The organism is Flavobacterium bomense (assembly GCF_003970355.1).
In genome coordinates this window covers 29,192-48,262 of the sequence record NZ_RYDJ01000019.1, presented here as the reverse complement: position 1 = coordinate 48,262, position 19,071 = coordinate 29,192, and the positions used below count along the sequence as shown (strand labels likewise).

Genomic DNA, 19,071 nt, shown 5'->3' with positions numbered 1-19,071 from the left:
AATAACAAACATGAAAATATTTTATGCTATTCAAGCCACTGGCAACGGTCATATCAGTAGAGCCATGCAACTTTATCCTTATTTACAAAAATTTGGCACTGTAGACTTCTTCATGAGTGGAAATAATGCTAGCCTAAAAATTGATTTACCAGTAAAATACAAAAGCGACGGTTGCAGCTTGCACTACAGTAAATGTGGTGGCTTGAACTACTGGAATATTGCAAAAAACATTAGGCCAATACAGATGTTCAAAGATGCAAGCTCTCTACCTTTAAAAAATTATGATGTTGTAATAAATGATTTTGATTCAATTACTTCTCTTGCTTGTAAATTACAGAAAGTACATTCGGTACAATTTGGACATCAAGCTAGTTTTGCGTCAAAATTGACACCAAGACCAGAAAAAAAAAGCCTTATGGGAGAAATAATTCTAAAACATTATGCTCCTTCTCCACAGTATATTGGACTGCATTTTGAGAAATACGATTCTTTCATTCTCCCTCCAATTATTAAAGATGAAATCATACAAGCCGAACCAAAAGACTTAAAACACATAACGGTTTATTTACCGTCTTTCCAAAAAGATTGTTTAGAAAAAGCGTTTAATAAACGCTCCGAAATTAATTTTCACTGGTTTTTGAATGATGTAAAACTCAAACATACCATTGGCAACATCACGTATTATCCTGTAAATCAAAAACAGTTCAATCAAAGCTTAATCAACTGTCATGGTGTCATAACCGGTGGTGGATTTGAAACACCCGCAGAAGCATTGTATCTTAGAAAAAAAATACTCAGCATTCCTATACGAAATCATTATGAGCAGGAGTGTAATGCTGCAGCACTAAAAAAAATGGGGGTTCCAGTAGTTTATGAAGTAGGTGATAATTTTGATTTAATCATAGAAAACTGGCTTAATAAGGATACTCTTACGCCTAATATACTAGCTAATACAGTCCCTGACACATTACAGTTCTTATTTGACACCTACAACAGTAACTAATTCTTAAATTATGGCAACAAAAAAGGTGTTCTAAAAGAACACCTTTTTTGTGAAATTTATGAAAATTAGTCGTTCAACATTTTCCACAACTTGTCTTTTAATTCTGTCAAACCTTGTTGAGCCACAGAAGAAATAAACATATACGGAACATCCTTGAAAGCAACGTCTAATTCTACTTTTAGCTCTGCTTTTAACTCATCATCAAGCATATCGCATTTAGAAATCACCAGCAAACGCTCTTTGTCAAGCATTTCGGGATTGTATTTTGTCAATTCATTTACCAAAATATCATATTCCGCTTTGATATCCGGAGTATCCACTGGAACTAAGAACAATAAAGTTGAATTCCGTTCAATATGGCGCAAGAAATAATGTCCAAGACCTTTTCCTTCGGCTGCTCCTTCAATAATTCCGGGAATGTCTGCAATTACAAAAGATTGAAAATCTCTGTAGGCTACAATACCAAGATTTGGTTTCAAGGTAGTAAACGGATAATCGGCAATTTTTGGTTTTGCAGAAGTCAAAACTGACAATAATGTTGATTTTCCTGCATTAGGAAAACCTACCAAACCTACATCAGCCAGCACTTTTAATTCTAAAATAACATCCATCTCTGCTCCAGGCAATCCCGGTTGAGAATATCTGGGGGTTTGATTTGTTGAGCTTCTAAAATGCCAGTTACCTAAACCACCTTTCCCACCGCGAGAAAGAATTTGTTTTTCACCCTCATCAGTAATTTCAAATAATATTTCTCCCGTTTCTTTATCCTTTACAACAGTACCCAGCGGCACTTCGATAAATTTATCGTCACCATCTGCACCGGTACTCCTGTCTCCACTTCCATCTCCACCATTACCGGCTTTGATATGTCTGGCAAATTTTAGGTGAAACAATGTCCAAAGTGCTTTATTTCCTACCAAATATACATGGCCACCACGACCACCATCACCACCGTCAGGGCCTCCTTTTTCAATAAATTTTTCTCTGTGCAAGTGCGTAGATCCTTTTCCTCCTTTTCCGGATGAAACATATATTTTAACATAATCTACAAAATTCCCTTCAGTCATTTTTTTTTGTTTAAAAGTTTATCGTTTAAAGATTAAAGATTAGCGGCACACTAACTTTACACATTAAACTTTAAACCAAATTTTAACCCTTTAAGGCTTTCACCATCACTTTATCAATCTTGACGCCATCCATATCGATAACTTCTAACTCAAATTTTTGCCAAATTAATTTCTCTCCTTGTTTGGGTATGTGAGATAGTTCCGTCATTATTAATCCACTCACCGTAGTAACTTCATAATCATTGATTAGCTCATCTAACTCAAAGTACGTCAAGAAATCGTGCAACGAATAATGTCCGTCAACGAGCCATGTTCCATCTTCTCTTTCAATTAACTGAAAATCATCTTTATAAAAATCCGAAGCATCACCAACCAGCGCTTCCAGAATATCATTCAGTGTAATAACACCCTGAAAAACACCATATTCATCAGATACAAATGCGTAATGTATTCCGGTTTTTTTAAAATTCTCTAACGCTACATACGCCGTGGTTTGCTCCATCATAAAGGGAGCTTCGGTCATAATATCAGCCAAATTGAAATTTTCGTTCTCAAAATGGGCAAAAATATTTTTTAGGTTAACAACCCCTACAATATCATCATAATTCTCACCGTAAACAGGATAAATAGAATGCAACTCTTTAAGCATAAACTCTCTAACCTGTTCTTTATCTGCATGAAAAGGTAGAAAAACCACTGATTTTCTATGTGTCATCAAAGAATTTATTTTCCGATCACCAATATGAAAAACGCGTTCCACAATATCTTGCTCTATTTCCTGAACTTCGCCTCCTTCAGTTCCTTCTTTGATAATCGCTCTAATTTCTTCTTCTGTAACTTTGCCGTCAGCTGTTGGTTTTATTTGTAAAATACTCAACAAAAATTCCGTTGAATGCGTCAACATCCAAATGAATGGAGCCATAATTACCGAAATAATTTTCATGGGTAATGCCACTGTTTTTGCAATGCTTTCCGGATGATTTAAACCAATTCTTTTTGGCAGTAATTCCCCTAAAACCATAGAAAAAAAAGTTAAAGCCACTACAACAATCCCAACAGAAACAGAATGGGCATACGGTTTGAGTATCTCAAAATTATTGATGTAAGTTTCGACGTCAAATGTGATTTTATCCCCACTATAAATACCGGTTAGAATCCCTATCAAGGTAATTCCTATTTGTACGGTTGATAAAAATTTGTTTGGAGAATTGGCTAATTCCAATGCAATTTGAGCATTTTTATTCCCTTTTTTTGCAGAAGTTTCTAATCTATTTTTACGTGCCGAAATCAATGCGATTTCTGACATGGAAAAAATTCCATTAAGCAGTATTAGAAAAAATATTATTAGTATTTCCAATTTCTTAGTTGATTCGTTTGTGTATTAAAATGTGATTCCTCCATTTTTTGTTTTGAAATCGGTTGTTTGTAACCTCAATTTTATAGCCCAGATAACAGTGAAAAGCCCAAAGGTAAAAAAACTATTTTTCTTGAGGCTTGCAAAGTACAGCTGGAACTGCTCCTATAAATGATCAATAACGGTACTTACTCTTTGGGTAATTTCTGCAATGGTACCAATTCCGTTTACTGCGTGAAATTTCCCTTGTCCCTGATAATAATCCATTAATGGCACTGTTTTTTCGTTGTATTCCTGGTAGCGATTTCTGATCTTTTCTTCGTCTTGATCGTCAATTCTGCCACTTGTTTTTCCTCTTTCTAACAATCGTTGTACCAGGATTTCGTCATCAGCTTCGAGTGCAATTGTTGCGGCAACAGTCGAACTAATTGAAACAAGAAATGCATCTAAATCTTTGGCTTGTGATAGTGTTCTTGGATATCCGTCAAATAAAATTCCGTTTGTGTCTGGATGTTTATTTACCTCATCAATCAACATTTTTGTCGTCAATTCATCCGGTACTAAATCCCCTGCATCCATATAAACTCTTGCTTGTTTGCCTAATTCTGTGTCGTTTTTTAAATTAAAACGAAATACGTCGCCCGTGGAAATATGCGTTAATTTGTACTTGTCTTTCAAAAATTCTGCTTGAGTTCCTTTTCCTGCTCCTGGTTTTCCAAATAAAACAATGTTAGTCATAATGTGTTGGTAATTATTCTTTTAGTTTATATACTTCGGATAAATTTCTTCCTAAACCATCATAATCCAAACCAAAACCTACAATAAATTTATTTGGGATTCGAATCCCAATATAATCTATTTTGATATCTTTTGTGTATGCCTCTGGTTTGAAGAAAAGTGTCGCTATTTTGAAATGCTTTACATTTTGTTTTTTGAATAATTCTTTGAGTTCCACTAAAGTATTTCCGGTATCTACAATATCCTCTAGTATGATAACGCTACGTCCAGTCAAATCCTGATTTAATCCGATTAATTGTTTTACCTCATTTGTGGTAGAAGTTCCTTCATAAGAAGCCATTTTTATAAAAGACACTTCACATGGTTTTTTATACTGTTTCATAAAATCAGAAACGACCATAAAAGCTCCGTTTAATACACCTACAAAAACTGGTATTTCATCAGCGAAATCATCTTCTATTTGCGCCACCATTTTAGCAATGGCAAAATCAATTTCTTTAGCAGAAATAAACGGAACAAATTGTTTGTCGTGAAGTTGTATCATTATTTTCGTTTTTAAAATAATGTGCAAAGATACAGAATTCGGATTTGTGAATTGATAAATGAGAATTAATTTGTAATTTTAAGTAAATTTCACATAAAAGGGCCTCAAAATGTATTGAAAGCAACAAAAGTTATAATAAAAATTCCGAAGAAAATAAAATTGTGTTTTCGGATTCCATCATTATAAAGTATCTTTGCTTAAACATACAACTACACAATGAATTATTTTTCTTCTGATTTTAAATTGGGAATTCTCGGTGGCGGACAACTGGGCAAAATGCTATTGTTTGACACCCGAAAGTTCGACATACAAACCTATGTTTTGGATCCAAGTGATGAAGCACCTTGCAAAATAGCTTGTGACCAATTCTTCAAAGGGGATTTAATGGATTTTGAAACCGTGTATAACTTTGGTAAAAAAGTAGATATTTTGACTTTTGAAATCGAATTAGTCAATCTGGAAGCTTTGGTAAAACTGGAAGAAGAAGGGTTAAAGGTATTTCCTTCGCCAAAAACGTTGAAACTCATTCAAAACAAAGGAATTCAGAAAGATTTTTACATTCAACATGCCATCCCAACCGCAAATTACAAACGATTTCACAATTTAAAAAGTCTCGTTGTTGATATTCTGGATTCGAAAACAAAACTACCGTTTGTATGGAAATGTACGGAATTTGGCTACGATGGAAATGGCGTAAAAGTGATTCGACACATTTCGGATTTGGATAATTTAGCCAATGTAGAATGCATTGCCGAAGAAATGATTCCGTTCAAAAAAGAATTGGCTGTCATCGTTTGTCGCAATCCTTCCGGTGAAATAAAAACCTATCCTGTAGTAGAAATGGAATTTCATCCAGAAGCCAATCAAGTAGAATATGTGATTTGCCCAGCTCGAATTGATGATACAGTAGCCGAAAAAGCAAGAGCTATCGCATTGAATGTTTCTAAAAAATTCAATCATGTGGGATTATTAGCCGTAGAAATGTTTCAAACCGAAGACGATGAAATCCTTGTGAACGAAGTGGCTCCACGCCCGCACAATTCAGGTCATTACTCGATTGAAGCCAGTTATACCTCGCAATTTGAAAATCATTTGCGTGCCATTCTAGATTTGCCTTTAGGGAATACAGACAGTAAAGTAGCCGGGATCATGGTAAATCTAGTGGGCGAAGAAGGTTTTTCAGGAGATGTAGTCTACGAAAACATCGAAAAAATACTGGGATGGAATGGTGTTACGCCACATATTTACGGAAAAAAACAAACGCGTCCCTTTAGAAAAATGGGACACGTAACCATCGTAAATGAAGACATCAACGAAGCCCGAAGAATTGCTGAGGATGTAAAGAATACGATTAGAGTGATAAGTTAATTAAAAGATTGAAAAAATTAAAGATTGAAAAATTCAAAAAATTAATTAAATTGAATTTCTCAAAAATCTTTAAATGCTTAAATCTTTAAATCTTTAAATAAGAAACAATGAAAGTAGCCGTAATAATGGGAAGCATCTCAGATATGCCGATCATGCAAGAAGCCATAGATATCCTAAAAGCATTTGAAATCGAAATTGAAGTCGATATCGTTTCGGCACACCGAACGCCTGAAAAATTATTTGATTTTAGCATGAACGCACATACTCGCGGTATTTCTGTGGTTATTGCCGGTGCTGGCGGCGCGGCACATTTACCCGGAATGGTCGCTTCAATGTCGCCACTTCCCGTAATTGGCGTTCCTATAAAATCCAGTAATTCAATCGATGGCTGGGACAGCGTTTTATCCATTCTGCAAATGCCAGGTGGCGTTCCCGTAGCAACCGTAGCCTTAAATGGCGCCAAGAACGCAGGTATTCTTGCCGCTCAAATCATAGGAAGTCACAACAAAAGTGTCCTAGAGAAAGTAATTAAGTACAAAACCGGATTGAAAGAAGCCGTCAATATCGCTTCCCAAAGCCTCCAAAAATAAAAAAAGCTCCATGACGGAGCTTTTTTTATGAATTCAGATAGTGAAATAATTTATTCTGCATCAACAACAATTTCAAGAACTCCTTCAAATTCTGATGCAATAATGTCCTCTCTGCTTAACCAGTATTCAGAAGTTGTAATCGTATAATTCACATTATCCGTGGTCTTAACATCCCATAAAATATCTTCCGCTTCCGAAAAAGGGACGTTTTCAGTCATTGGCAGATCGAACAATCTTTTGATCAAATTACTGCCCGATAAACCGTTGTTTAATAATTTCAGAATATTTTCTTTAGTCAATTCGCTTTCATTTTCACCTTCGACCGGGACCAAACTGCATTCAACAATCGTCGCTTTTGCATTAGGAAAAGTACCGTTGTAAGCTTTGAAAAGCAATTGATTGATATGAAACAATGTTGAATGCAATCCAATTTCGGGATATTCTTCACATACTTTATCTAAAAGCATATCGTTTGAAATTTGCTGAATTTGACCTTCATTCAAATCTTCTGATAATTTGTATTCCAATAGTATTGCAGCGGCATCTTTTGGTTCGAAATCACTTATTGCCATAAACAACAATTCCCTTAAACTGGCAGCATCCCCATCAGCAGCATCCGGATAATCAAACTTTCCCAAGAGTTTTATATAATCCTCATTTGTCCAATATTCTTCAACCTCATCAACAGTATTCGCTCTATTTATTGTAATTTGATAATTCATCTTTTCTTTTAGTTTATTATATTTTTTTCGATTCATTTTTTACAAAACCAATCATTTTTTACAATTTAAGGCTTTATTACTGCCAAACGAAATAAATAACATTTAAATAACACTTCTGAATCCGCTATTTTGGCCCAAATCAATTCCTTGGACAAACACATTTTTTTTATTAAATCCGTACCTTTGATTTCTTTAAACATCAAATTATTTTTATTACAAAATACAAATGAGCATCCTAACACACCTTTTCAATACAAAGTACAATACTGCACCTTTTTCGAAAATTAAAAATGAAGATTTCCTTCCTGCTTTTCAAAAAGGAATCGAATTGGCAAAAGCCGAAATCGATGCGATTGTACAAAATCCGATAAAACCCACTTTCGAAAACACGATTGAAGCATTAGCGTTCAGCGGCGATGTTTTGGACCGAATCTCAAGCATCTTTTTCAACTTGAATTCAGCCGAAACCAATGACGAAATTCAAAAAATCGCTCAGGAAGTTTCGCCTCTGCTCTCTGAGTTTGGCAACGATGTGCGTCTTAATCCGGATTTATTCGCACGAGTAAAAACAGTGTATGAGCAACGAGAAAAACTGAATCTCAATCCGGAGCAAACCACGCTTTTAGACAAAAAATACAAAAGCTTTTCCAGAAATGGAGCGAATTTACCGGAAGATAAAAAGAATCAATTGCGAGAAATTGATAAAGAATTATCAAAATTGAGCTTGCAGTTTGGCGAAAATGTTTTGACCGAAACACAGGCCTATCAACTGCATATTACTAACAAAACAGATTTAGCCGGTTTGCCAGAGGGAACTATCGAAGCCGCTCGTTCATTGGCTAAAAGCCAAGAAAAAGAAGGATGGATTTTCACATTGGACTATCCTAGTTATGTTCCGTTTGTGACCTATGCTGACAATCGGGAATTACGCATGGAAATGGCAATCGCTTTTGGTGCCAAAGGTTTTCAAAATAACGAATTTGACAATCAGGAAATTGTACTAAAAATCGCCAAATTGCGTTTTGACAGAGCGCAAGTTTTAGGTTATGCTACGCACGCTCATTTTGTACTTGAAGAAAGAATGGCCGAAAGTCCGGAGAAAGTAAAAACCTTCTCGAATGATTTATTAGAAAAAGCCAAACCGGCAGCTTTGAAAGAATTTGCACAATTGACCGCTTTTGCAAAAGAGCTTCACGGAATCGAGCAACTTCAAAAATGGGATGGTGCGTATTATTCGGAGAAATTGAAGCAGCAATTATTCAATTTGGATGATGAAATTTTAAAACCGTATTTTCAATTAGAAAAAGTTTTGAACGGTGCTTTTGCAGTAGCGCAAAAATTATACGGAATTACTTTTGAAGAAGTTTACGAAGTAGATAAATACCATGAAGAAGTAACAACATACGCAGTAAAAGATGAAGACGATCAATTAGTTGCGGTGTTTTATGCTGATTTCTTTCCAAGAAAAGGCAAACGAAACGGAGCTTGGATGACTTCTTTTAAATCGCAATATGTTAAAAAAGAAATTAACGAAAGACCTCATATTTCTATTGTTTGTAATTTCACGAAACCTACCGAAACAAAACCATCCTTATTAACTTTTAACGAGGTAACAACTTTATTTCATGAATTTGGTCACGCGTTGCACGGAATGTTAGCCAACACGGCATATCCAAGTTTGTCCGGTACTTCAGTATATTGGGATTTTGTAGAATTGCCAAGTCAGATTCTGGAAAACTGGTGTTACGAACCGGAGGCCTTGGCGTTGTTTGCCTATCATTATCAAACCGGCGAAATGATTCCGATGGAGTTAGTTCATAAAATTAAGGAAAGCGCGAGTTTTCAAGAAGGTATGGCAACGATGCGCCAATTGAGTTTTGGATTATTAGATATGGGTTGGCATTCACAAGATCCATCTAACATCAAAGACATCAAATCTTTTGAAACCGAACAATTTGCAGCCACACAATTGTATCCTGAAGTAAAAGAAAATGCGATGAGCACTTCTTTTTCACACATATTTCAAGGCGGGTATTCCTCGGGTTATTACAGTTATAAATGGGCCGAAGTGCTGGATGCTGATGCTTTTGAATATTTCCAAGAAAAAGGTATTTTTAATACAGAAGTGGCCACCAAATTCAAAGAAAACATACTTTCAAAAGGCGGAACAGAACACCCTATGATTTTGTACAAACGCTTCAGAGGACAGGAACCAAAACCGGAAGCTTTGTTACGAAGAGCAGGATTGGTTTAGAAAAAACTTATTGAAAACCTGAAGTAACAGGCTTCGGGTTTTTTCAATAGTATTTCACATACCTACAAAAAATTAAAACCAACAAAAAAATGAGTTTCTTATAAGCCGAGTGGAATAATTTAGCCCTGAATTAATTATATGGTCAATCCGGAAATTCTAGAGAAATATGTCCCAAAAGGAACAGAAATCGATTGATGGAACGGCAAATGTTATGTTAGTTTTATTGGTTTCTTGTTCGAAAACGTGCGCGTTTTAGGAATGAAGATCCCGTTTCTTTCTGATTTTGAAGAGGTCAATCTTCGTTTTTACGTTAAGCGTTTTGAAAATGGTGTATGGAAAAGAGGTGCCGTTTTTATCAGCAAAATTGTCCCAAAACATACTATTACACTTGTTGCAAATACGTTTTACAATGAGCATTATAGAACGCTACCGATGAAACACGTTTTGAAAGTCAATGGAAACTCCCGAGAATTTATATACCAATGGAAAGTAAAAAACAAATGGAATACGATTCAGGTAACAACCCAAAAAAAACCCATTGCAATTGCACCGGATTCCGAAGCTGAGTTCATTACGGAGCATTATTTTGGGTATACCAAAATCAACGAAAATGCAACTTTTGAATACGAAGTCACGCATCCCCGATGGCAACAATTTGAAGTAACGAAAAACGAGTCAGTAATTGATTTCGAAGGCGTTTACGAAAAAGAATTACTTACGGATTAATTAACTACAACGAAACGGTTACCTGGCGCGGTAAATATTTTGGTTTCTAAAAACCCCTTATTCCTTTTATCCTCGAAAGAAACAAAGTATTAAAAGCTTTGTCTGAAAATAAACAGTAAAAACCAACACACTACGTACACAAAGACCAAACTACTTCAAAAATTCTCGAAAATTATCTTTAATCAACACTAGAAAAATATCCTATTCACCAAATTAATACTATTATTAGTGAACGTACTCACCAATTAAGTGCTTTTTAAAATAATAAAAGTAACAACCACCAAACTATCGGAATGCTTTCAACACAAAAAGAAGTATAATATTTTGATCGTTTTTCATTGGCAAAAATCAAAAATAATGAAATCATCAGTACTAAAATGAAGTTTACAATCAATTGATCTTTATCTAAATTACTTTTAAAAAACTCCAATAAATAAAATGGAATCAAAAGTAACAGTCCCAATATTTTGGTTCGCTTCACTCCTATTTGTTGCGGAACTGTTTTAAGATGCGGATCGTCATGTGCCATATCAATGATTTCAAAAACAAGCACCAATACAAAAATCAAGATAAAGCGTTGCATGCATTTTAGATAGAAATCCATGGTTATTGGTATGCCCGCATCTAAAATTGGGAGTCCTAGCGTGACACCCACCCAGCACAATGCTACGATATAAATTTTGACACCAGCCCAATTTCTTGCGTTTTTTTTATTTGGAAAAAAAGGAAGCGTATACAACAAGGTAATACTCAAAAAAACAATAGCGGTAATTTGCGTCACTCGTTCCAGCATAAAGAAATAATAGCCTACAAATAGAAGGGAGCAAAAACTAAACAAAGCAATCCCTTTTAGTTCCTTGCGCATTTTTATCTTTTTGGATCGAGCCAAAGCATCGTATTTCACAAAATTATACCCCACAATAGTTCCAAAAAAAACAAAATTAGCAACTGGTTCACCTACTGGAATGTGGAACATATAGTTCGTCATTCGGACCAAAGCATAACACGATAAACCCACGTGAATACTACTATTTATATAAAAATCGAATATTTGTTTAAAAAACCTCATTAGACAAAATTAATCAAAGTGTTAATAAGAACGGCTTTTAGTTGAAAAATTCACAGAAAATCCGATTAAAAAAGGCAATTAATAGCATATTAATATTTAATTTTACAGCCTTTTAAAACAAGAAACACACAACCTATTTTATATACAATGAAAACAGACGCTTTTGCATTAAGACACATTGGCCCTAGAGAAAATGATTTAGAACACATGTTAAAGACAATTGGGGCAGCAACGCTGGAACAATTGATTCAGGAAACGATTCCAAGTGACATTCGTTTAAAATCTGATTTAGATTTAGAACCTGCAATGACCGAATATGAGTTTGCAAATCACATCCAGAAACTAGGAAATAAAAATAAAGTTTTTCAATCCTACATTGGTTTAGGATACAATGCCGCAATTATTCCTGCAGTGATACAAAGAAATGTATTTGAAAATCCAGGATGGTATACTGCCTATACGCCGTATCAAGCCGAAATTGCGCAAGGCCGTTTAGAAGCCATTTTGAATTTCCAAACGATGGTTATCGAATTAACCGGAATGGAAATTGCAAATGCCTCTTTATTAGATGAAGGAACTGCAGCCGCAGAAGCAATGGCATTGCTTTTTGACGTTCGCTCCCGGGATCAAAAGAAAAATAACACCAATAAATTCTTCGTTTCTGAAGAAATACTACCCCAAACTTTATCCGTTTTACAAACACGTTCCACGCCAATTGGTGTCGAATTAGTACTAGGAAACCATGAAACATTCGATTTTTCATCGGACTATTTTGGAGCAATCCTTCAATATCCGGGAAAATTTGGGCAAGTACATGATTATACTGCCTTTATCGCTAAAGCAGCTGCAAACGAAATAAAAGTAGCTGTTGCCGCTGATATTTTGAGTTTGGCTAAACTGACACCTCCCGGAGAAATAGGCGCTGCTGTTGTTCTTGGAACAACACAACGTTTTGGAATCCCGCTAGGATACGGTGGTCCGCACGCAGCTTATTTTGCAACAAAAGACGAATATAAAAGAAGTATGCCAGGAAGAATCATCGGCGTGACAGTTGATACGGATGGAAACCGCGCCTTGCGTATGGCGTTGCAAACCCGTGAGCAACACATCAAACGGGATAAAGCGACTTCTAACATTTGTACCGCTCAAGTATTATTATCCGTTATGGCCGGAATGTATACCGTGTATCACGGACCAAAAGGATTGCAATATATTGCAAATAAAGTACATGCTTCAGCAGCGACATTGGCTAATGCATTAGAAAAATCTGGTTTCCAGCAAATGAACACTGCTTTCTTTGACACCATTGTCATCAAGGCTGACGCTAAAAAAGTAAAAACAATTGCAGAAGAAAACGAAATTAATTTCTATTACATTGATGATTATACGATTTCAATTTCCTTAAACGAGACGACAAGCATTGCTGATTTGAATAAAATTATTGCTGTTTTCGCTTCTGCAAATGGGACTCCGCTTACACTGATTGAAACGTTATCAAAAACCAATCATTTTCCTGAAAACGTAAACAGAACATCAACGTTTTTACAACACGATGTTTTCAATAAACATCACTCAGAAACAGCTTTGATGCGTTACATCAAAATGTTAGAACGAAAAGATTTAGCGTTGAATCACTCGATGATTTCATTAGGGTCTTGTACCATGAAACTGAATGCCGCTTCAGAGATGTTGCCGTTAAGCATGCCACAATGGAACAATATTCACCCGTTTGCACCACTTGATCAAGCGCAAGGATATCAGGAAATGTTGGCTAAATTAGAAAACCAATTAAACGTCATTACTGGTTTTGCAGGAACAACATTACAACCTAATTCAGGTGCTCAAGGCGAATATGCCGGATTAATGGTGATTCGTGCGTACCACCAGTCAAGAGGAGATCACCACAGAAACATTGCTTTAATTCCATCATCCGCGCACGGAACAAATCCTGCATCAGCAGCGATGGCAGGAATGAAAGTAGTGGTAACTAAAACATTGGAAAACGGAAATATTGACGTAGAAGATTTACGCGAAAAAGCAGTTTTACACAAAGACAATCTTGCCTGTTTGATGGTAACCTATCCATCGACTCATGGAGTTTTTGAAAGTGCCATTAGAGAAATCACACAATTGATACACAATAACGGAGGCCAAGTATACATGGATGGTGCGAATATGAATGCGCAAGTTGGATTGACAAATCCTGCAACTATTGGCGCTGATGTATGTCACTTGAACCTACATAAAACATTTGCGATTCCTCACGGCGGCGGCGGACCAGGAGTAGGACCTATATGCGTTGCACCACAATTAGTGCCGTTTTTACCTACTAATCCTGTAATTCCAACTGGTGGAGAAAACGCGATAACAGCAATTTCTGCAGCACCTTGGGGTTCCGCATTAGTGTGCTTGATCTCTTACGGCTATATCTGTATGCTAGGAGCCGAAGGGTTGAAACAATCTACTCAATATGCCATTTTAAACGCCAACTATATTAAAGAGAAACTAAACGGTCATTATGATACGTTGTATTCTGGAGAAATGGGTCGTGCCGCACACGAGATGATTTTAGAATGCCGCCCTTTCAAACAAAAAGGAATTGAAGTTACTGATATTGCAAAACGCTTGATGGATTACGGTTTCCATGCACCTACGGTTTCTTTCCCAGTGGCAGGAACATTAATGATTGAACCTACAGAAAGTGAAAACCTGGAAGAGTTGGATCGTTTTTGTGATGCCATGATTGCAATCCGTAAAGAAATTGAAAACGCAACATTAGAAGACAAAAACAATGTTTTGAAAAATTCGCCCCACACATTAGCCATGCTAACTACTGATATCTGGAATTTTCCTTACACTCGGGAACAAGCCGCTTTCCCATTAGATTATATTGCCGAGAATAAATTCTGGCCAACCGTACGAAGAGCAGATGATGCCTATGGAGACCGAAACTTAGTTTGTTCCTGCGCACCAATTGAAGCCTATATGGAAAGTTAAACCACTACAAAATGTCTCGAGAAATCGAGACATTTTTTTTGCGCAAAAAAATTATCTGACCAGAAGCAATCTTTTGATAAAAAAAATAAAAAAGCAGTTTTTTTAACTTAAAAGAAGTAAGAAATAAAAATCGCATCAAAACATTCCTTTTACAATAAAAAAATTAATATTTTAGCCAATAAATTATTATTTCACAATTATATGCATGCATAGTAAATATTGTGACTGTACTAATTTTTTAATGATTAATTTAGCATAAATTTTGGAAAATTAACGCAATGAAAATAAAAATAGCTGGAATAGGAAGTTATATTCCTGAGAAAAAAATAAGCAATACAGATTTTGGCGAACATGTTTTTTTAAACGAGGATGGAACCGCTTTTGGTTATCCAAACGAAGTAGTCATTAATAAATTTAAGGGCATTACCGGAATTGAACACCGGCGCTATGCAGAGGATCATTTAAACTCCTCCGATCTCGCTTTTTTTGCCGCTCAAAAAGCAATAAAAAATGCTGGAATTGATCCTGAAACAATAGATTACATCATCTTTGCTCATAACTTTGGCGATGTAAAATACGGCACAAGCCAGTCCGATATGCTTCCAAGTTTAGCCACACGTGTCAAACACAAGCTACAAATAAAAAACCCAAAATGTGTTGCATACGACATCCTTTTTGGCTGTCCCGGATGGATCGAAGGCGTACTTCAAGCCAATGCTTATATCAAATCCGGCATGGCAAAACGTTGCTTGGTTATAGGTTCAGAAACGCTTTCCAGAGTAGTCGATGCGCATGACAGGGATTCCATGATCTACTCAGATGGTGCCGGCGCTTCTATCATTGAAGCTTCAGATGATGACACCGGTTTGTTAGCGTATGAAAGTGCAACCTATGCAAATGACGAAGCCAACTATTTATTCTTTGGAAAATCCTACAATCCTGATTTAGATCCGGACATTCGCTACATAAAAATGTACGGACGTAAAATCTATGAATTTGCATTAAATCATGTCCCTGCAGCCATGAAAAGTTGTTTAGACAAAAGCGGACTAGGTATTGATGATGTCAAAAAAATTCTTATCCATCAGGCTAACGAAAAAATGGACGAAGCAATCATACAGCGTTTTTACAAATTATACGACAGATCAGTTCCTAAAGACATCATGCCCATGAGCATCCATGAACTGGGAAACAGCAGTGTTGCTACCGTTCCAACTCTTTTTGACCTGCTCATCCGAGGCAAAATAGAAAATCAGGAAATACACAAAGGAGATGTTATGATTTTTGCCTCTGTTGGAGCAGGAATGAACATCAACGCCTTTATTTACCGATATTAATTCTTTTTAGGAAATTGTAATCAGGAGCTAATCCGGCTGTCCATTACAATTCCTCACTACAAAACTTGTTTTTCTAAGGTGCAATAAAGCTTCTTTTAGTCGCTTTTTGCACCTTGAAAAACTACATTTTGAAGCTCCGGGATTTTCATTGCCATCCGGGCTAAAAAACAATCTTCAAAAACACATTTATTACTATATTTGTGCCTTCGTTCCCCAGCGGACAAATCAAAAAAACATGTACGAAAAAACGTTTCCCAATAAAAGATTCAAACATACTTTAGAATTTCTAAAAAAACATGTCTCCTCCTCAGAGACCATCTTAGACTTAGGCGTTGAAAACCCTTTCTCTAAAATCATGAAATCCGAAGGATTTACAGTTACAAACACAGCCGGAGAAGACTTAGACAAAGACCAATCCGTATTTTTAAGAGAACAAAAAGAGGTTGTAACCGCTTTCGAAATTTTTGAACATTTACTAAATCCTTTCACTATTTTAAGCGAAATAAAATCGGATAAACTTTTTATTTCTATACCATTGCGACTGTGGTTTTCTCCAGCTTACCGCAGTAAAACAGACCCCTGGGATAGGCATTACCATGAATTTGAAGACTGGCAACTCGATTGGCTATTAGAAAAAACAGGCTGGAAAATAATAGACCGGCAAAAATGGACCAATCCCGTTAAAAAATTTGGAATTCGTCCCTTATTAAGAAAGTTTACCAACCGATATTATATTGTTTACGCTGAAAAAATCAAATAGATTTAAGATTGTAGATTAACGATTTCTGATTTCTGATTTCTGATTAACGACTTGCAACAAATCGTTAATCTGAAATTTAAAATCTAAAATCTAAAAATTTTTAAATGAATTATTACATTGTTATTCCGGCCCATAACGAGGAAGCATTTATTGCTTTAACGCTAAATTCTTTGATTTCGCAAACCATTTTACCCAAAAAAGTAGTCGTAGTCAATGACAATTCTACTGATAAAACGGCCGAAATAGTTATGGCTTTCGCCAAAGAAAATCCGTTTATCACATTGGTCACAAAAACCTCCCAAGCAATTCATTTGCCGGGAAGTAAAGTTATTCAGGCTTTTCACAAAGGTTATGAAACATTAGATAAAAATTATGACGTAATCGTGAAACTGGATGCCGATTTAATTCTGCCCAACAACTATTTTGAAACTATTTTAAACATTTTCAAAAAAGATACAACAATAGGAATGGCAGGCGGATTTGCTTATATCGAAAAAAATGGCACATGGATTCTGGAAAATCTTACTGACAAAGACCATATTCGTGGCGCATTCAAAGCCTATAGAAAAGCATGCTTCGAGCAAATAGGTAATTTAAAACCGGCAATGGGTTGGGACACCGTAGATGAATTACTATGTAAATTTTACGGATGGAAAGTCATTACGGACACTTCATTACTGGTAAAACACCTAAAACCAACTGGCGCTAATTACAATAAAACTGCACGTTACAAACAAGGCGAAGCATTTTATACTTTAGGCTACGGCTTTTTAATCACTTCCATCGCTTCGGCAAAGCTGGCAATAATGAAGAAAAAACCGCTACTATTTGTAGATTACATCAGCGGTTATTGGAAAGCTAAAGCAGCTAAAACTCCATTATTAGTTACAGAAGAACAAGCAAAATTCATTAGAAAATATCGTTTAAAAAAAATGAAGGAAAAGCTTTTTTAGCTTCCAAAATCAAAAACTGCTAAATTGAAAGATATAACTCCTTACAATTTTTGTAATTTAGCCCATATTCGCAAAACTTATGATGCTCATTCGATATATAACACAGATAGGAAGATACTTCCTAATGCTGAGAGAAATTTTTAATAAACAGACCAAATGGTCTGTGATGAGAAATTTAATTTTCAAGGAAATTGATGACCTAATCATTGACTCTCTTGGTATTGTTGCCTTTATCTCTTTTTTTGTTGGAGGTGTAGTTGCTATACAAACTGCTTTAAATCTAACTAACCCATTAATTCCAAAATATCTTATCGGTTTTGCGACACGACAATCCGTAATATTAGAATTCGCACCCACTTTTATCTCCGTGATTATGGCCGGAAAAATGGGTTCGTTTATTACCTCCAGTATAGGAACCATGAGGGTTACCGAACAAATTGATGCCTTAGAGGTGATGGGTGTAAACTCCTTAAATTACTTGGTTTTTCCTAAAATAATCGCCTTATTATTATACCCATTCTTAATAGGAATTGCTATGTTTCTGGGAGTTTTGGGAGGCTGGATGGCAGGCGTTTATGGTGGTTTTATCTCTAGTACTGAGTTTATAAATGGCACACAGATGGATTTCATCCCGTACCACATTGTTTATGCATTCATAAAGACACTGATATTTGCCATGTTACTGGCCACAATCCCCTCTTTTCATGGCTATTATATGAAGGGCGGTGCGCTTGAAGTAGGTAAAGCCAGTACCGTTTCTTTTGTTTGGACATCAGTTTCCATAATACTATTCAATTATATACTAACACAGTTGTTACTAGGATCATGATAGAAGTACAAAACATAGAAAAATCATTTGGTGGAAATAAAATTCTTAAAGGTATTTCTACGGTTTTTGAAACCGGAAAAACCAATTTAATTATTGGACAAAGTGGATCCGGAAAAACAGTTTTGCTCAAAAGTCTTTTAGGCATTCATACTCCAGAATCTGGAACAATTTCATTTGATGGTCGAATTTACTCGGAATTAACGTCTGACGAAAAACGAGAACTTCGCACTGAAATTGGAATGGTTTTTCAAGGAAGTGCTTTATTTGATTCCATGACTGTAGCTGAAAATGTTGGCTTCCCATTAAAAATGTTCACTAGAGACAATAAAGCAAAAATTCAGCAGCGCGTAGATTTTGTATTAAAAAGAGTCGATCTTACTGACGCCCATAAAAAACTCCCTTCGCAAATTTCAGGAGGAATGCAAAAACGCGTTGCTATTGCCCGCGCCATTGTAAACAACCCCAAATACTTATTTTGTGATGAACCTAACTCTGGTTTAGACCCAAATACAGCTATTTTGATTGATAATCTTATCAAAGAAATCACTGAAGAATACAACATGACAACGGTTATCAATACACATGATATGAACTCCGTAATGGAAATTGGGGAGAAAATTCTATTCCTGAAAGATGGTTTAAAAGCCTGGGAAGGAAACAAAGAAGAAATTTTCAGAACCGATAATGAGGCTGTTGTCGCCTTTGTTTATTCTTCAAATTTATTCAAAAAAGTACGAGAAGCGTATTTGAAAGCGTAAAA

Annotated in this window: 17 protein-coding genes; 11 read left to right on the top strand and 6 right to left on the bottom strand. The window is 35.9% G+C overall.

Going from position 1 to position 19,071, the window contains the following annotated elements:
* The first annotated feature begins 10 nt into the window (after positions 1–10).
* The gene (locus tag EKL98_RS13850) at positions 11–1,003 is read left to right on the top strand and encodes a glycosyltransferase family protein (RefSeq protein ID WP_126562908.1); all 993 of its coding nucleotides are present in this window, start codon (positions 11–13) and stop codon (positions 1,001–1,003) included.
* 65 nt (positions 1,004–1,068) lie between these two features.
* Here EKL98_RS13850 and obgE read toward each other — a convergent pair whose 3' ends face one another.
* From obgE to hpt, 4 genes are all read right to left on the bottom strand, one after another.
* The gene (obgE, locus tag EKL98_RS13845; protein WP_126451789.1) at positions 1,069–2,070 is read right to left on the bottom strand and encodes a GTPase ObgE; all 1,002 of its coding nucleotides are present in this window, start codon (positions 2,068–2,070) and stop codon (positions 1,069–1,071) included.
* An 82-nt stretch (positions 2,071–2,152) separates the two neighbouring features.
* Positions 2,153–3,427: a hemolysin family protein gene (locus tag EKL98_RS13840; protein WP_126562907.1), complete on the bottom strand. Its 1,275-nt coding sequence runs from the start codon at positions 3,425–3,427 to the stop codon at positions 2,153–2,155.
* Between the two features lie 162 nt (positions 3,428–3,589).
* Entirely contained in the window at positions 3,590–4,162 is a 573-nt protein-coding gene (locus EKL98_RS13835) for an adenylate kinase (RefSeq protein ID WP_126554580.1), read from the bottom strand.
* Between the two features lie 13 nt (positions 4,163–4,175).
* A complete protein-coding gene (hpt, locus tag EKL98_RS13830; protein WP_126458767.1) occupies positions 4,176–4,706 on the bottom strand; it encodes a hypoxanthine phosphoribosyltransferase in 531 nt (176 codons plus the stop codon).
* A gap of 216 nt (positions 4,707–4,922) precedes the next feature.
* Between hpt and EKL98_RS13825 the strand changes: the two genes are divergently transcribed.
* Together EKL98_RS13825 and purE are read left to right on the top strand one after the other, a co-directional pair.
* Positions 4,923–6,074: a 5-(carboxyamino)imidazole ribonucleotide synthase gene (locus tag EKL98_RS13825; protein ID WP_126562906.1), complete on the top strand. Its 1,152-nt coding sequence runs from the start codon at positions 4,923–4,925 to the stop codon at positions 6,072–6,074.
* A gap of 107 nt (positions 6,075–6,181) precedes the next feature.
* Entirely contained in the window at positions 6,182–6,664 is a 483-nt protein-coding gene (gene purE / locus EKL98_RS13820) for a 5-(carboxyamino)imidazole ribonucleotide mutase (protein WP_126458759.1), read from the top strand.
* A gap of 50 nt (positions 6,665–6,714) precedes the next feature.
* On the opposite strand, the gene EKL98_RS13815 is transcribed toward purE, so the two are convergent.
* Positions 6,715–7,422 carry a hypothetical protein gene (locus EKL98_RS13815; protein WP_231507387.1) on the bottom strand — a complete coding sequence of 236 codons (708 nt, stop codon included), beginning with the start codon at positions 7,420–7,422 and terminating at the stop codon, positions 6,715–6,717.
* Positions 7,423–7,612: 190 nt separating this feature from the next.
* Between EKL98_RS13815 and EKL98_RS13810 the strand changes: the two genes are divergently transcribed.
* Together EKL98_RS13810 and EKL98_RS13805 are read left to right on the top strand one after the other, a co-directional pair.
* Entirely contained in the window at positions 7,613–9,640 is a 2,028-nt protein-coding gene (locus tag EKL98_RS13810; RefSeq protein ID WP_126562905.1) for a M3 family metallopeptidase, read from the top strand.
* 243 nt (positions 9,641–9,883) lie between these two features.
* On the top strand, positions 9,884–10,366 hold the full coding sequence (locus tag EKL98_RS13805) for a DUF2071 domain-containing protein (RefSeq protein WP_304984559.1): 483 nt from the start codon (positions 9,884–9,886) through the stop codon (positions 10,364–10,366).
* 256 nt (positions 10,367–10,622) lie between these two features.
* Here EKL98_RS13805 and EKL98_RS13800 read toward each other — a convergent pair whose 3' ends face one another.
* Positions 10,623–11,342, bottom strand: a complete 720-nt coding sequence (locus EKL98_RS13800; RefSeq protein ID WP_317125392.1) for a UbiA prenyltransferase family protein — start codon at positions 11,340–11,342, stop codon at positions 10,623–10,625.
* A 240-nt stretch (positions 11,343–11,582) separates the two neighbouring features.
* Between EKL98_RS13800 and gcvP the strand changes: the two genes are divergently transcribed.
* From gcvP to EKL98_RS13770, 6 genes are all read left to right on the top strand, one after another.
* The gene (gcvP, locus tag EKL98_RS13795) at positions 11,583–14,432 is read left to right on the top strand and encodes an aminomethyl-transferring glycine dehydrogenase (RefSeq protein ID WP_126562903.1); all 2,850 of its coding nucleotides are present in this window, start codon (positions 11,583–11,585) and stop codon (positions 14,430–14,432) included.
* A 278-nt stretch (positions 14,433–14,710) separates the two neighbouring features.
* Positions 14,711–15,769: a 3-oxoacyl-ACP synthase III family protein gene (locus EKL98_RS13790; protein ID WP_126562902.1), complete on the top strand. Its 1,059-nt coding sequence runs from the start codon at positions 14,711–14,713 to the stop codon at positions 15,767–15,769.
* A gap of 235 nt (positions 15,770–16,004) precedes the next feature.
* Positions 16,005–16,529, top strand: a complete 525-nt coding sequence (locus tag EKL98_RS13785) for a methyltransferase (protein WP_126562901.1) — start codon at positions 16,005–16,007, stop codon at positions 16,527–16,529.
* A gap of 104 nt (positions 16,530–16,633) precedes the next feature.
* Entirely contained in the window at positions 16,634–17,482 is an 849-nt protein-coding gene (locus EKL98_RS13780; RefSeq protein ID WP_126562900.1) for a glycosyltransferase, read from the top strand.
* 79 nt (positions 17,483–17,561) lie between these two features.
* Positions 17,562–18,311, top strand: coding sequence for an MlaE family ABC transporter permease (locus EKL98_RS13775; RefSeq protein WP_126451774.1), 750 nt, complete (start codon positions 17,562–17,564; stop codon positions 18,309–18,311).
* A complete protein-coding gene (locus EKL98_RS13770) occupies positions 18,308–19,069 on the top strand; it encodes an ABC transporter ATP-binding protein (protein ID WP_126458733.1) in 762 nt (253 codons plus the stop codon). Before EKL98_RS13775 ends, EKL98_RS13770 begins: the two co-directional genes overlap by 4 nt.
* The last annotated feature ends 2 nt before the right edge of the window (positions 19,070–19,071 follow it).